The sequence below is a fragment of the Novosphingobium sp. HNCC26DJ243 genome (assembly GCF_057180545.1).
In genome coordinates this window covers 49,430-64,013 of record NZ_JBXUGN010000008.1, presented here as the reverse complement: position 1 = coordinate 64,013, position 14,584 = coordinate 49,430, and the positions used below count along the sequence as shown (strand labels likewise).

General features: G+C 63.5%; 14 protein-coding genes and 1 tRNA gene. 7 read left to right on the top strand and 8 right to left on the bottom strand.

The window, feature by feature from the left end; all coding sequences use genetic code 11:
- Positions 1–12: 12 nt before the first annotated feature.
- Positions 13–555, top strand: a complete 543-nt coding sequence (locus tag AC2A04_RS17445; protein ID WP_484213635.1) for a hypothetical protein — start codon at positions 13–15, stop codon at positions 553–555.
- A 3-nt stretch (positions 556–558) separates the two neighbouring features.
- Here AC2A04_RS17445 and AC2A04_RS17440 read toward each other — a convergent pair whose 3' ends face one another.
- The 5 genes from AC2A04_RS17440 to AC2A04_RS17420 form a co-directional block, all read right to left on the bottom strand.
- A complete protein-coding gene (locus AC2A04_RS17440) occupies positions 559–2,736 on the bottom strand; it encodes a CHASE2 domain-containing protein (protein ID WP_484213634.1) in 2,178 nt (725 codons plus the stop codon).
- Positions 2,737–4,104, bottom strand: coding sequence for a FecR family protein (locus AC2A04_RS17435; RefSeq protein ID WP_484213633.1), 1,368 nt, complete (start codon positions 4,102–4,104; stop codon positions 2,737–2,739). It lies immediately after the preceding gene.
- Complete coding sequence (locus tag AC2A04_RS17430) at positions 4,104–4,787, bottom strand: response regulator transcription factor (RefSeq protein ID WP_484213632.1); 684 nt, start codon at positions 4,785–4,787, stop codon at positions 4,104–4,106. The genes AC2A04_RS17435 and AC2A04_RS17430 overlap by 1 nt, the downstream gene beginning before the upstream one ends.
- Positions 4,788–5,459: 672 nt before the next feature.
- Positions 5,460–5,759: a putative quinol monooxygenase gene (locus AC2A04_RS17425; protein ID WP_484213631.1), complete on the bottom strand. Its 300-nt coding sequence runs from the start codon at positions 5,757–5,759 to the stop codon at positions 5,460–5,462.
- Positions 5,760–5,789: 30 nt separating this feature from the next.
- A complete protein-coding gene (locus AC2A04_RS17420) occupies positions 5,790–6,425 on the bottom strand; it encodes a Dabb family protein (protein WP_484213630.1) in 636 nt (211 codons plus the stop codon).
- A gap of 222 nt (positions 6,426–6,647) precedes the next feature.
- On the opposite strand from AC2A04_RS17420, the gene AC2A04_RS17415 reads away from it, so the two are divergent.
- Genes AC2A04_RS17415 through arsC form a run of 3 tightly spaced genes read left to right on the top strand, consistent with a single transcriptional unit; the run spans position 6,648 to position 8,562 of the window.
- Positions 6,648–7,034: an ArsR/SmtB family transcription factor gene (locus AC2A04_RS17415; protein WP_484213664.1), complete on the top strand. Its 387-nt coding sequence runs from the start codon at positions 6,648–6,650 to the stop codon at positions 7,032–7,034.
- Positions 7,031–8,104, top strand: coding sequence for an ACR3 family arsenite efflux transporter (arsB, locus tag AC2A04_RS17410; protein WP_484213629.1), 1,074 nt, complete (start codon positions 7,031–7,033; stop codon positions 8,102–8,104). Before AC2A04_RS17415 ends, arsB begins: the two co-directional genes overlap by 4 nt.
- A 29-nt stretch (positions 8,105–8,133) precedes the next feature.
- Positions 8,134–8,562 (top strand): arsenate reductase (glutaredoxin), encoded by a 429-nt coding sequence (gene arsC, locus AC2A04_RS17405; protein ID WP_484213628.1) that lies wholly within the window; start codon positions 8,134–8,136, stop codon positions 8,560–8,562.
- 82 nt (positions 8,563–8,644) lie between these two features.
- Here the strand turns inward: arsC and AC2A04_RS17400 are convergent.
- A tRNA-Ser gene (locus tag AC2A04_RS17400) sits at positions 8,645–8,737 on the bottom strand.
- A 252-nt stretch (positions 8,738–8,989) separates the two neighbouring features.
- Between AC2A04_RS17400 and AC2A04_RS17395 the strand changes: the two genes are divergently transcribed.
- Entirely contained in the window at positions 8,990–9,769 is a 780-nt protein-coding gene (locus AC2A04_RS17395) for a DUF1134 domain-containing protein (protein ID WP_484213663.1), read from the top strand.
- 131 nt (positions 9,770–9,900) lie between these two features.
- A complete protein-coding gene (locus tag AC2A04_RS17390) occupies positions 9,901–11,073 on the top strand; it encodes an amino acid aminotransferase (protein WP_484213627.1) in 1,173 nt (390 codons plus the stop codon).
- A 61-nt stretch (positions 11,074–11,134) separates the two neighbouring features.
- Here the strand turns inward: AC2A04_RS17390 and AC2A04_RS17385 are convergent, their stop codons facing one another.
- Both AC2A04_RS17385 and AC2A04_RS17380 read right to left on the bottom strand, forming a co-directional pair.
- Positions 11,135–12,055: an SDR family NAD(P)-dependent oxidoreductase gene (locus AC2A04_RS17385; RefSeq protein ID WP_484213626.1), complete on the bottom strand. Its 921-nt coding sequence runs from the start codon at positions 12,053–12,055 to the stop codon at positions 11,135–11,137.
- Positions 12,052–12,972: an SDR family NAD(P)-dependent oxidoreductase gene (locus tag AC2A04_RS17380; protein WP_484213625.1), complete on the bottom strand. Its 921-nt coding sequence runs from the start codon at positions 12,970–12,972 to the stop codon at positions 12,052–12,054. The genes AC2A04_RS17385 and AC2A04_RS17380 overlap by 4 nt, the downstream gene beginning before the upstream one ends.
- A 127-nt stretch (positions 12,973–13,099) precedes the next feature.
- On the opposite strand from AC2A04_RS17380, the gene AC2A04_RS17375 reads away from it, so the two are divergent.
- A complete protein-coding gene (locus AC2A04_RS17375; RefSeq protein ID WP_484213624.1) occupies positions 13,100–14,530 on the top strand; it encodes an MFS transporter in 1,431 nt (476 codons plus the stop codon).
- Positions 14,531–14,584 lie beyond the last annotated feature (54 nt).

Here is a 14,584-nt window from a genome sequence, read left to right as displayed (position 1 = left end):
GGGGATTGCATCATGGCTGAACTTGTCTCTCGATCCACGCTGGCGGTCTGTGTTCTGCCGCTGCTTGCGCTTGGCGCGTGCTCCGGGCCGATCGAGACGCGCGCAGGCTTGCAAGGCGCTGGCCTGCCGCAAAGCGCCACCGTCGCCTTGGCGGAAGCGGATGGCCCGCTATCGGACAGTGCGCGTCATGCTGTTGCCAGCGAACTTGAAAGACGCGGCTTTACGGTTTCGCGCATGTCGGCCTCGGAAGCGGGCACCATCCGCATCCTTGTCGCGCTGGCAGAACGGCCAGCATCGCTCGCGGTGCTGGGCTCGGACGGCGCGGTGGTGTCACCCGCCAAGCATCGCAAGTTGCTTCAGGGGTGCGCCGACCGGACGCAGCGCCTTTCTCTCGTCGCCGAAAGCCCGGACGGAACCGTAACGCGCGCCTGGGCAGAGGAATATCACTGCAAGGCGACCCTTGCAGAAACGCTCCAACCATTGGCCGCACGGGCCGTCGCGCGCCTTGCCGGCGATGATCCGCAGGGGCGGCCGCTTCGTTTCGGTCGGGACTGACGATCAGTCTTCCGGCTGGGCCAGCGGCAGGATCATCCTGAATGCCGAGCCATACCCTTCGCGATAGCTGTGATCAACCTGGCCGTCATGGCGCAGCGCTGTCGTCTGCACGAAGGCAAGCCCCAGCCCGAGACTGCCGGTATCGTCTGCAGCACGCCCCTCGGCATATAGCGCAAAGGGATTGGCGACCCGTCCGGCGGGCATTGCCGGTCCGGGACCATGCACGCACAGGACCGCACGGTCCTGGGCAATGGAAACCGCGTATGTCACCTCGCTTCCGTTCGGCGCAAACTTAACCGCGTTCTCAAGCAGGTTGATGGTCGCGCGCAGCACCATGCTGCGATCCCCCATGATCCAGATTTCGTCCGGGTCGCTGGCTTCGGACACCGTGACTGTACGTGCCCGGGCCCGTGGCCAGACCATGTCGGCGGCCTCGCGCGCGATGTCGCAAAGATCGATTGGATCGAAAGTCATCGGACGCCGCCGCGCGCGCGCCAGTTGCACGAAATCGTCGGCCAGACGCAGCGCATGGCGGGCATGCAGGCGAATCTGTTCGACGGTGGCCTCGGTTACAGGCGTGGTACCCGTCTTGCGTTGCGCAATCTGTTCGGTTTCGAGCAGGGTCACGATTGCGGCATTGGGCGTACGGATATCGTGTGACAGGAACTGCAGAATGTCGTCACGCTCGTCGGCGATGCGTTGAAGCTCGGTCACGTCGGCGAACGACACTATGCGCGAACCGTCGGGCAGGTCGGAACTGGCCTGCATGAAGCTGCGGCCATCGGCATGGCGCAGCAGCGAATGCTCGGCGTCGGGCGCAGGAGAGAGTTGTGCGGTAACGTCCTCGATCCGCGCGCCTGACAGTCCATCGCCGAACAGGGACTGCGCCTCACGATTGGCCAGGTCGATCCGTCCTTTGGCAGACACGATACAGACCGCGTCGGGCAGGCTTTCGATCGCACGAGCCACGAAAGCGTGCAGCGTCCGGATCTGGTCGATCATGGCCGCAAGCCTGTTGGCCTCCTGCGATATGGTATCGCCGCCAAGCAGGCGCGAGCGCGGCGCGTCGATGACGCCCGGATCAGCGGCGAGCCGCGATGTCTGCGCCATGACAAACCGCGAGACGACCGACAGCCTTCGCCATCCCCACAGCACGTGAACGAGCAGAAGCCCGGCAAGCGCCGTCGTGGGTGGGACCCACAGATGCAAGAGCGGCAGGGCAGCGAAGCTTGCGGTCGTCACCGCCACTGCCAGACCGCAAGCAAGGGCGAAGCACGCCGATGGTGAAAGGCGCAGGAAGCCCACCATCAGGATGACAAGAGGGACCAGCGAAAGGAGTGCGGCCGTCGTGCGCGTCGGTGTCCGGATTTCTGCATCGGACAACTGGGTGTTGAGGACATTCGCCAGGATCTCGACGCCTGACTGCAAGCTGCCGGCACGCGCCGGGACATTCTGCATGTTGCCAAGGCCTGCTGCCGTGGCACCGACGAGCACGAGCTTGTTCTCGACCAGCGCTGGCGGGACTTCGCCTGCCGCCAGGCTCGCAAACGATACGCGGCGGAAGGCACCCGGGCCCGCATAATTTATCAGGAAACGCGATTGCGCGACCGGGCGGTCCAATGGCTTGCCCTGAACGACTTCGAGCAGGAGGTCGGGCAGCGAGGGCAGGGGATCGTCGGCAGACCTGCCTGTCCGCCGGACGACGCCATCGCTGTCGGGTTCGAGTTCGGCGGTGCCTGCGGCCGTCACGGAGCGCAGCAGTGGCGCTGAAGGCAGCCAACGCGACACCACGCGGCCGGTGGCGTCGCGTTCGATGAGGGCCGGCAGGAAGACCGGTTGCACGCCACGCAGCGCCTCGGCCAGCGCGGGGTCGTCTTCCGCCTCGTCAAGGAATAGGACGTCATAGGCGACGGCTGCGGGTCGATATCGGGCCAGCGTTTCGAGCATCCGCGCGTGTTCACTTCGCGGCCAGGGCCATCGCCCGGTGGTCCGCAGGCTAGCATCGTCGATTTCCACGATCAGGATGCGGTCGTCGGCGGCAGCCGTCACCAGCCGGGAGGCCACGTCGTAGAACCTGTTGTCGAAGACGCTCAAACGGGCGTTGATGGTTGCGAGCCAGACGATGAGTCCGGCGGCAAGCGCCACCAGAGCCCATTCGACATGGAGGCGGCGGCGGATCAATTAACGTTCCGGCGCCGCAACGGTGATTTTCTCGAAGGGCAGCCAGTTCTCGACGATGCCCTCGTTGGTCACCTGCCGAACGCCCACGCGCCAGCGATAGACGCCCGGTCCAAGATCGCGAAGCGCGATGCCTTCCTGCAAAAGGCCCGCCTCGTCGATCAGCAGGGGCCTGCCTTCTTCGATCGATCCCAGCTGGAAATGGTATATGCGCCGGCCCTCGCCTTCGCCGCCCCAGGCAAAGCGCATCGTATCCGCATCTGAAGTTGCAGCAGCGGTAAGCCCGGCCAGCACGCGTCGCATGGAGAAGGTCTGTGCCATTCCCTCCAGCCCCGATCTCGCGATTGCGCTCACGCGCACGAACAGGCTTCCGTTGGGTATGTTCGCGAACGAAAAATCGGCGCCTTCTCCCGACGCCTCGGCCAACACCTTGGCAAAGCCTGCGTCCTCGGCAATCTGGATGTGATAGCCGCGTGCCTGCGATTGCGGGGCCAGCACCAGCTTGACCAGGGGATCGACCTGCACCTTGCCGGGGCGCAACAGGTCCGGCGCAGCCAGCAACGGCTCGGTTGCCACACCACCATCGGGCGTGATGACCGCGCCCAGACCAGGGGTCAGGCTTGTCGAAGTGCCCTTATCGGATCCTGCGGCGACCGTGCCTTCGAGAACTTCGGCCAGCGCGGCATCGCCCTCGAGCCCGACCCGGAACTGTGTTCCACGAACGGCGGCAATCGCGCGCGGCGTCCTGACGCGAAAGCGGTTGTTCGGATCCTTGCCCAATGGCGATACCTTGGTCTCGACCTTGCCCGCATCCACCACGAAATCGTAGTCGATGCTGCCCGTCAGGATGATCCGGCGCAGCCGCTCGATCCGCATGCGCGTCAAAGTCGGCAGCGAGGTCCGCGATCCGTTGGGGAGCGACAGGGTGACGAAACCGTCCCGTCCCGTTTCGAGCGCGGTGCCTTGCTGGATTTCAATGCCCACGGCGGGCGCAATATCGCGACCGTTGCTGGTCAGGTGGACATCCCCACGGACCGCCACCAGCCGCGCCTGCAACGGCTCGCTCTTGAGCAGCGACAGCGGAATGCGCAGTCGCGTGCCGACCGGAATGCGGTGCGGGTTCGTGATGCGGTTGGTCTTCTGCACCGCGGCGTAGTCCGCTGGCCGGTTGAGATACCGCTGGGCAAGAGTGAACAGGTTCTCACCGCGCCGCATGTCGTATACCACGACCTCGCCCGTCGCCTGCGGCACGCCGACGGCGCTGGCGGGAAGCCGATTGGCTGCAGTTGCAGGCCCTGCCGCGAGGCTTGTTGCCACAATCGCAAGCGACAACAGGCCGCCAAACGCGCCGGGGCACCGGGTACGCTTCATCAACAGGACTCCAGCCGATAGCCGTAATTGAACACGGTCTGCAGGCGGTAGCCCTTGTCCGAACGCAGCTGCAACTTCGCGCGAATACGCGAAACGTGCATGTCGAGCGTGCGCGTGGTCAGTTCGGCGACGGATTTCCAAACCGCTTCCATGAGATAGCCGCGCGAGAGGGGCTTGTGCAGGTTGAGGAAAAAAAGATGCGCCAGCGCAAATTCCTTGGCCGTGAGCACGATCTGCTCGCCATTCAGGGTCACGCATTCGTCCTGCCGGTCGAAGACATAGTCGCCGAACCGTTCGTAGCGCCCGACTTCGGGCCGCGCGCGAGCGCGCCGAAGCACCGCACCGACGCGGGCCGAAATCACCACGGCGGATTCGGGCTTCACGATGTAGTCATCGGCGCCGGCATGGAGCGCTGCCGCGACATCGTCCTTGTCCGATCGGCTGGTAAGCATGATTACCTGCGGGCAGGGACGAATGTGCTGCTGCACCCATGCGAGAACATCCATCCCGCTCAGGTCTGGCATGTTCCAGTCGAGAATCAGGAGGTCGAAGGTCTCGCGGCCCAGCACGCTGAGAAGGTCGCGGCCACGACGGAACGCTTCGCAACGAAAGCCGTCCGCATCGAGCAGGCGCGAGACGTAGTGCAGCATGGTGTCGTCGTCATCGACGATCCCGATCCTCATTCGACCCCCGTAGTCCTGCCCGCCGCTGGTTTGCGATCCTGCCGTATTAGTCTGGATTCAGGCCAAGGTAACGCCGCCATTGCGGGATTTACATCTGTTTACAAGCAAGTCGCTGGTTTGTCCGCTAGAAGGCCGCCGGGGGCGTCGAAGGGAACGGGCAATGCTGGGTGTTGGGCCTGATGCTGGGCGTGATGCAGAAGGAATCGTGGATCACGAGCTTGACCTTCTTCTGCTTCGTCTGCCCGTGCCTGCCCGTCAGGAATGGACTGCAACTGCCAGTGCCGTCAGGACCGGTACGGGCATCGACGCTCCACCCTGTGGGGAGACACGCGAGGTAAAGGACAAAACCGGCGCGGGAAGACGGTTGGCGATCGCAGGGCTTTTTTCGGTCCTGATGTGGGGGGCGATCGTGTTGCTCGTCGCCGTCGCGCTTTAGGCCGCGTGCCTCAGGGGTGGCAGATCAACGGAATACCGGAACGCCCGCAAGGCCGACCGGACTGCCCTGCAGCCAGCCGAGGATGGGCTGCAGGGAACCACAAGCCCTCGGGTCGTGACTTGTCGGACTGCCTGCAACGCCTCGCGGGCGGTCCGACATTTCCCGGATGACCGACATGGGCAGGCGCGCCTGACAGCGCCAGCTCAAGCCATGCCGGCCCAATCCACTGTCGTCCGTCAGTCGGTGAAGCCGCGCTCGTTGGCGGCGTCGAACTTGCGCACCGTGATCTCTATACGCTCCGCCCAGCCACCGAGCACTGCTCCGATCGCGGGCTGGGCAAGGTGCGCCGCAAGCGCAGCCTCGTCGCGCCAGCGTTCGTAGACCAGCACCGAACCGGTGACCCGGTCCTCGATCGCGAAGTGATAATCCAGGCAGCCGTCTTCCTGCAGCGTATCGGCTACAAGCGACTTCAGGGCTTCGTCGAGTTCGTCGACCAGTTCAGGCCGCGTCTTCAGGTTCCCGGCAATTATTATCATGGAATCTCTCCATCGGGGGGGGGACGTCGATCACCAGGCCGGCGAGTCACCCGAAGGAACGGCGGGACCGGTCAGCCAGTTGCCGGTGATGCCGATCTTGATCTCGCTGCCCCGTGCTACCTCGGTGCCGGGATCGGGCGTCACGAACATGATGCGGTTGGGGGCCCAGACAGAGCCGATGATTTCCTCTTCGTCACTGGACAGGACTACGCCTGCCGTGGCGCACATTTCGCGCGCACGCTCACGCGTCTGGCCGCGGACCTCAGGCACATATGCCTTGTCTGGGTCCGGATGAACCTGCAGCACGCGCGCTGCTTCCCGCACCGCTTCTTCGGCTGCCAGCTTCTCGTCGAATTCCGGCCCCCGATAATCGATTTCCCAGTCGAACGAGATCATGTTCTCGAGAATGTCGGGCAGGTAGGGCGTCATCCGCAGGTGCGACCAGTGCGACATGTAGCGGTCCATCGCCTCGTAGCTGTCGATGTCGCAGCAGTTGGCAAAGTCGAAATCGCCCGAATGATAACGCGTCTTGACGCAGAGCCCATGGCTGTAGTCGCGCACTTCGCGATTGAGATGCGAAAGCTTCTTCACCTCGGTGAGAAACGTTTCGATCTTCTCCTGCGGCGCATTTTCCTTGAACTTGATCATCACGACGTGACGGATCATTCCCATTCTCCCAGCAAGCCCGCCGCGCCCCGGTTTTCCATCGAGTCCGCAAGGCAGGCAATGATGCGCAAGACTAGATCAATAGGCCCGTTATCATCCCTGTCCTATTGAACAGGCCGCAAGGTTTGCTGCCGCCCTGGTCGGCGCCTCGCCGTCGCGGATGCCTGCGTCGAGAGGAGAGAGGCCTTGACCCCTCGACGTAAATTCGATATTATTCGAAATATGGAATCAATCTCTGCCACGCCAGATGTCATTCGCGCCCTGAGCGCGCTGGCGCAGGAGCATCGCCTCGCCGCCTACCGCCTGCTCGTCCAGGCAGGCGATGCGGGGATGCCGGCGGGCGAGATTGCCAGCCGCCTGGAAATACCTTCGTCCTCGCTGAGCTTTCATCTTGCTCAACTGGCCAATGCCGACCTGGTCATTCAGCGCCGACAGAGCCGGTCCATCCTCTATACGGCAAACTACGACGCCATGAACGGCCTCATGGCCTATCTGACCGAGAACTGCTGCGGCGGAATGCCATGCGGCGCAGATCTCTCCTGTCCACCGAGCGCTGCCGATGTTTCTCCGCGAACACCGGACGCCAGCAAGAAAGCTGTTGGCCAATGATTTTTGAGGCAGAGGCGCCGACGCGCCTTTCGTTCCTCGATCGCTATCTGACTCTGTGGATTTTCGCAGCCATGGCAGTCGGAATCGGTCTGGGCACTTTTGCGCCATCGGTCCCGCGCGCGCTGGGGGCCATGTCGGTCGGGTCGACCAGCATACCGATTGCCAGCGGCCTGATCCTCATGATGTTTCCGCCCCTGGCCAAGGTGCGGTACGAGGAACTCGGCCAAGTCTTCCGTGACGGCAGGATTCTCGTTCTGTCGTTCGTGCTGTGCTGGGTCATTGCGCCGGCTTTCATGTTTGCGCTGGCGTCGTTGCTCCTGCCCGACAAGCCCGAATACCTGACCGGGCTCGTCCTCATCGGTATTGCGCCGTGCATCGCCATGGTTCTGGTCTGGAATCAGCTCGCCCAGGGAAGCCCGGAATATGTCACGGGTCTCGTCGCGTTCAATTCGCTGTTCCAGATCGTATTTTATGTACCCTACGCCTGGTTCTACCTGAGCGTCCTTCCGCCCCTGTTCGGAATGGACGCGCAAGTCGTCAACGTGGATTTCGCCACGATCGCCAAGGCTGTCCTGACCTATCTCGGAGTGCCCTTCCTCGGCGGCTATCTGGTGCGCAGGGTCCTGATCAGAGCGCGCGGCACCGAGTGGTACGAGGGCCGGTTCCTGCCCGCGATCAGCCCTGTCACGCTCGTTGCCCTGCTTTTCACCATCGTTTGCATGTTCAGCCTGAAGGGAGGCGAGATCATTGCCCTGCCGCTCGATGCAGTGCGCGTGGCAATCCCGCTGGTGATCTTCTTTGTGGTGATGTTCGTGCTCGCATTCGTCCTCGGCCGAGCCAGCGGCGCGGACTATGCCCGTACGGCCTCGCTTTCCTTCACGGCGGCATCGAACAATTTCGAGCTTGCCATTGCCGTTGCCATCGCGGCCTTTGGCCTTGCCTCGCCGGTCGCCTTTGCTGCCGTGATCGGGCCGCTGGTCGAAGTGCCCGTGCTTATCGCGCTGGTCAATCTCGCGCTGTGGTTCCGTCGCAACTGGTTCGGTGGCGGACAAGCCCCGGTTCTCGCCTGACCGTCATCGAAGAAAGACGAGGAATGATCATGGCCCCGGACATCGTCATCTATCACAACCCCGAATGCGGAACGTCGCGCAACACGCTTGCGATGATCCGCAATGCGGGCATCGAACCTCAAGTGATCGAATACCTGAAGACGCCGCCGTCCCGCGCACTTCTCGAAATCCTGATCGCCCGGGCCGGAATCGCGCCGCGCGCCTTGCTGCGCGAAAAGGGCACACCCTATGCCGAACTGGGCCTGGATGACGAAAGCCTGTCCGACGCTGCCCTGATCGATGCAATGATGGCACACCCGATCCTGATCAACCGCCCGCTGGTGGTATCGCCGCTGGGCGTCGCGCTATGCCGCCCCTCCGAGGTCGTCCTCGATCTCCTGCCCCAAAACCAGCAAGGCGCCTTCGTCAAGGAAGATGGCGAGGCAGTCGTCGATGCCGACGGAAACCGTGTCCGGTAGGCATTCGGCGATGTGACATGCCGACATTGATCTGCACGCCAGCGTGGCGGCTAGCGCGATAGCCTAAGGCAACAAGGTGTGTTGGCGGAGACGGAGGGATTCGAACCCTCGGTACCGGATTTACCAGTACGACGGTTTAGCAAACCGTTGGTTTCAGCCACTCACCCACGTCTCCGGATCGCAGCGGCGAGGCGGCGCTATAGCGAGGGTTGTCGGGGGCGGCAAGGCCTGTTCCGGCAAAATTCCGCGACGGCCTGATTTGCCGGGAAATCCGCAACTATCGAGCGCTTGGGCGCATTTCTGACTCGGCTCATCGCCGGTTCATTGTCGTGGGCCAAGGGTTGGATTCTGGTGTTATGGAGGGGCTTTTGCCACTGGCATGCCAGGCGAAGCGGGCGCTGTCGGGACGGGATTGACGGGAATGAGCATGATTCACAGGACGGTGCGGTCGGTCGCCACGGGTTTTGCCGGAGCGTTCGCTCTGCTTGCCACCAGCGCCTTTGCGCAAGTGCAGACGATAGATCCCAATGCCGCAATCGACAGCGATCTGGCACCAGCGGGCTCCGCTCCAGCAGCAAGGCCGGTCGGGCAGGAAGCGGGCAGCACGCCCGCATTGCCGGCCGAGACCCCGGCCCTGCCGCCGCAGGAGCCGGCGACTGCTCCAGTGGGCGCACTTCCCGGTGGTCCTGCCGCCGAAGCGGGCCCACGCGCCGCGCCCAAGGGTGCCGGGTACCACGAGGACGACCTGATCGGCGCGGCCGAAGGTGTCTTCGGGAAGGGGGCTTCGGGCCTTGCCGACATTATTCGGGACCTGCTCAAGAAGCAGGGTGAGCCCAACGCCTATATCGTTGGCCGCGAAGGCGGCGGCGCGCTTGTCGTGGGGCTGCGCTATGGGTCGGGCACGCTGCACCACAAGGTCGAGGGCGAACGCGCGGTCTACTGGACGGGCCCTTCGATCGGTTTCGACGTCGGTGCCAACGCGGCAAGCACGTTCGTGCTGGTCTACAACCTTTACGACAGCGAGGAGCTGTACAAGCGGTTTCCCGCGGGCGAGGGCCAAGCCTACCTTATCGGTGGCTTCCACGTGAGTTACCTGCGCAAGGGCGATACCGTGCTTATCCCTGTGCGTTCGGGCGCAGGGCTGCGGCTCGGCCTCAATGGCGGATATATGAAGTTCTCGCGCAAGCAGAACTGGTTCCCGTTCTGACCGGACGCCCCCTTCGCGGGCAAAAATTCGGCGTGGCGGCAGCATAATTGCATTGCAGGGGTTGCCCGCGCGGCAATCCGGCTGCATGGAGCCGCCGCGTTTGAAGCCCGCCTGCGAAGGATAGCTGGACCATGCTCGAAAACCTTGCCCCTCAGCCCGCCGATGCGCTGCTGGCGCTGATCAAGCTCCACAATGCCGATCCGCGCGAGGACAAGATCGATCTTGGCGTCGGCGTCTATCGCACGTCCGAGGGTGCCACTCCGGTGTTCAAGGCGATCAAGGCTGCAGAAGCCAAGCTGCTCGAATCTCAGGATTCGAAGGCCTATCTCGGGCCTGAAGGCGACATGGGCTTCGTCAACGCCCTGATCCCATACGTGTTCGGCAAGGACTTCGATCGGGCCAGGGTCGATGGCATGCAGGCCCCCGGCGGTACCGGCGCGGTGCGTCTCGCGGTCGAGGTGGCCAAGCGCGCGGGCGTGAAGCGCATCTGGATGGGAACGCCGTCGTGGCCCAACCATGCGCAGATCGTTTCGGCGGCGGGCGTCGAGCTCAAGACTTTCAGCCACATGACGTCTGACGGCTTTGCCGATCTGGAATCGCTGAAGGCGGCTCTGGCGCAGGCCGAAGCGGGCGATGCCGTTCTCCTGCATGGCTGCTGCCATAATCCGACCGGCGTTGATTATACGCCTGCACAGTGGGACGAGATCGCCCCGCTGCTGAAGCTGGCCAAGGTTCTGCCGATCCTCGACCTTGCCTACCAGGGTCTGGGCGCCGGCATGGAAGAAGATGCCTACGGCCTGCGCAAGGTGCTGGACGTGGTTCCCGAGGCCCTCGTCGCCTATTCGTGCGACAAGAACTTCGGACTGTACCGCGACCGTGTCGGTGCGTTTTATGCGGTCACCGCCGACGCTCCCGCGCTGACCAATGCGCTGGCCAACGGATCGACCATCGCGCGCGCCTCGTGGTCGATGCCGCCCGATCACGGTGCGGCCGCTGTGCGCCTGATCCTGGGCGATGCAGACCTTACCGCGACGTGGCTGGCCGAGCTTGACGACATGCGCGATCGCATGCGCTGGGTGCGCGATCGCCTTGCTGCTGCACAGCAGGTGGGCGCGGTGAACATGGCGCCTCTGGGCGTGCAGAACGGTCTGTTCTCCATGCTGCCGATCAACGGCGAGCAGATCCTCGCCATCCGCGAACGCCACGGTGTTTACATGGCAGGTTCGGGCCGCATCAACATTGCCGGCCTGACCACCGGCAACATCGACAAGTTCATTGCCGCGCTGGGCGACGTCGCGGCCTGATCTTCCGACTGTACCGAGAACGGGTAGGGCGGGGCCAAATGGCTCCGCCCTTACGTGTTGGTCAGAAGTTCGCGTCGCGCGATTTGCGCCGCGTCTCGGCAAAGCCGTCGGCGCGGAACTTCTCGAAGGCCACGCGACGGTCGAAGCCGGGATCCTTGGGATAGTCCTGATATTCGGCGATGATCTCGTCGAAGATATCGCGCAGCTCTTCCTTGTGATCGGGATGCGAGAAGATGTGGAGCCGGTTGGCCTTCATCGCCTCGATCACGCGTGCGCCGATGACGTCGGGCTCCATGCCGAATTCGTGTAACCCCGCCAGCCGCTCGACCGCAGCGGGATCGACCGGCTTCATCGCGCCCTTGAGCGTATCGGGACGGACATCGTCGCTGGCAAAGATGTAGCTTTTGACGAGGCCCGGACAGAGCACCGAGACGCCGATCTCGTACTGCAGCAGCGAATAGTGCAGCGATTCCGACAGTCCGCGCACTGCGAACTTGGTCGTATTGTAGATGCCGGGCGAACCTCCGGCGACAAACGAAGCCATCGACGCGGTATTGACCACGTGGCCACCTTTCTGCTCGCCCGATTTCACCCGCTCCACCATGCGCGGCACGAAGGTCATCACCCCGTTGATCACGCCATGAAGATTGACCCCCATCAGCCAGTCCCAGTCGTCGTAGGATGATTCCTCGATCGTCTGAAAGAGATTTACCCCGGCGTTGTTGCACAGGATTGAAACGGGACCGAACCTTGCCTCGACCTCGTCGGCGGCGGCCTTGAAGCCGTCGCGGCTGGCAACGTCGAGCTGGACGCCCATCACCTCCCGGTTGTCTAGGCTGGCCAGTGCCTTGTCGATCGCATCCTGGCGAATGTCGGCAATGGCGACCTTGCAGCCTTGGTTAAGCAACTGGCGGACAAGGCCGATGCCGACCCCGTTTGCTCCGCCGGTCACGAAGGCCGTGCGTCCGGCAAAGTCCTTCATGCCGTGCGTCCTTCCTTCAGTTTGTTCTGCCGCGCGATCTCGTCGGTTATTGCCGGATTGCGGAACAGCATGGCGAAGGTCTGCTTGTATTCCGGGTTCTCGGGCAAATGCGTCTGCACGGCCGCGGTCGTGGCAAGTCCGCGCTCTTCCACGCCGGTCAGGAACTCGGAATGGGTGAGGATGTAGAGTTCGTCGTTGAGAATGCCTTCGAGCACGCGTTCTCCGACCTGCTCCTTCGTCTGGTAGAGATGCATGAAGTTGCCGCCCGAGGCGCGGCGCTTGTCGGCTTCGGCATAGCCGGTGTCGGCAAGTTCGGCCGGGCGTGTCTTGGCCGCGTCGGCAATGTTCGATTGCACGGCGCCCGGGCAGAAGGCCGAGCAGATCACGCCACGCGGCTCAAGCTCGGGGCGCATGCATTCCATCATCGAGGTGACGGCCGCCTTGCCCGACGAATAGATCGTGGTCATGCCCACCGGTACGAGCGCCGACATCGAGGCGGTGCAGACGATGTGCCCGCCTTCGCCATGGGAAAGGATGCGCGGCAGCATCGTGACGATGCCGTTGACGGTGCCGCCGACATTGACGCCCATGACCCAGTCCCAGTCGGCAAAGGTGGCAAGTTCGGTCGGTCCGACTACGGCAACGCCGGCGTTGTTTATGAGGATGTGGATCTTGCCGAACTTCGCCTCGACCGCGTCTGCGGCTTGGGCAAACTGTGCGCGATCGGTGACGTCCAGCTTCACCGCCAGCACGCGATCGCCGCCGCCAAGTTCCGATACTGCCGCATCGAGATGATCCTGGCGGATGTCGGCGATGGTCACGTTCATGCCGGCTCCGAGCAGCGCCTTGGCAATGCCGAGGCCGATGCCGCTGGCACCGCCGGTGACGAAGGCGGTCTTGCCTCCAAGATTCTGCATGTGCCTCTCCTTGTTCTGATTCTGCTTTTGATATTCACCAGCGGAGAATTGTATGCAAGACTAACAATTGGCGACGTCAAAAAAGCTCCCGAGTCAATCGGGTCGTACGCCGCGGAGAGGAGAGACAATGGCTGGTGCAACTGCGCCCGTGGCGCCCGAGGCTGGATCGATCGAGGGGCTTGCTGCCGAAGGGGCTGGTACCAATGGAGCGAGTCAGCGTGAGTGGCCGAGCACCGGCTCTGCCTACTGGGCTTTGCTGGTCATCGTGCTCGCGACATTCATCACGTTCTTCGATGCCGTCACGTTCGGCATGCTGGCGGAAAGGATCAAGCACGATTTCGGGCTGACCGATTCGCAGCTTGGGTTCCTGGCAGGTCCGGCCAGCATCATCTGCTACTTCTTTGTCGGCATACCGCTGGCGCGGCTCGCGGACATCTATCCGCGAAAGTACGTGCTGGCAGGAGGGGCGGCCCTCGTCGGCGTGATCATCTCGCTGGGCGGGCTGGCGCAGAACTTCGCGCAGTTCGTCGGCAGCCGGTTCTTCCTTGCAGCAGGCGGTTCCGCGCACGCGCCATCGTCCTACTCGTTACTGGCCGACGCCTTTCCGCCGAAGAAGCTCACCCGAGCCTTCGCGCTGCTGCAGTTCGGCTTCATCGGCGGCACGACGCTCGGGCCCCTGATCGGTGGCATGCTGGTGATGATGTCCACTGACTGGGCACCGACGCATCTCGGTCCGCTGACCATTCTTGGCTGGCAGTGGATCCTGATCTTTCTGGGACTGCCGGCCGTGCTTGTCGGGCTGCTGTTCCTGACGGTGAAGGAGCCGCCCCGCATGGCGCCCGCGCACGACGCGCTGCATGTGCCGCGCGATGCCGGCGTTGGACGCCGTGTCCTCACGTTCATGGGCCTCGACGCATTCCGTGCGATCAATGCCAAGCCGCGCGTCTACTATCCCCTGTTCGGCGCGCTTGCGCTCAGCGCTGTCGAGACTTTCGGCCTCCAGTTCTGGCGCGTGCCGTTCATGGTACGGACCTTCGGCTGGAACGAGGGCCAGATCGGCGCGGCGCTCGGCCTGACGATCCTTGTGGCTTCGCTCTCGGGTCTGCTGTTTGGCGGGATCTTCGTCGAATGGCTCGCCAAGCGCTACAAGGATGCCAACGTCCGGGCGGCGACCGTTTGCTTTGCCGGAACCACGGTCTGCACGATCGCGGCAATCCTGATGCCCACCGCATGGGGCTCGCTGATCCTGTTCGGCCTGTCGGGCATGTTCGGCATTGCCGGAGCGGTGCCGCAGAACGCAGCGGTGCAGCGCGTCGCGCCCAATGACATGCGCGGTCAGGTAACCGCGTTCTACCTGTTCATGTTCACCTTTTTCGGCGCGATGGGCAGCTTTGTCGTCGGAACGGTGCAGGACGTCGTCGTGGGCGATCCGGCACAATTGTGGAAGGCCATGCTCATCACCGCAGCCGTGCTCATGCCGATGGCGACGTTCCTGATGTTCCGCGCGATCCGCCCTTACCGAGAGGAAGTCGAACGGCTTGAAGCCCAGGGGCGCTAAAAGGGCAATGGCTCCGGCACGGGCGTTGACAGGCTCTTCGTCCTGCCGCAGATT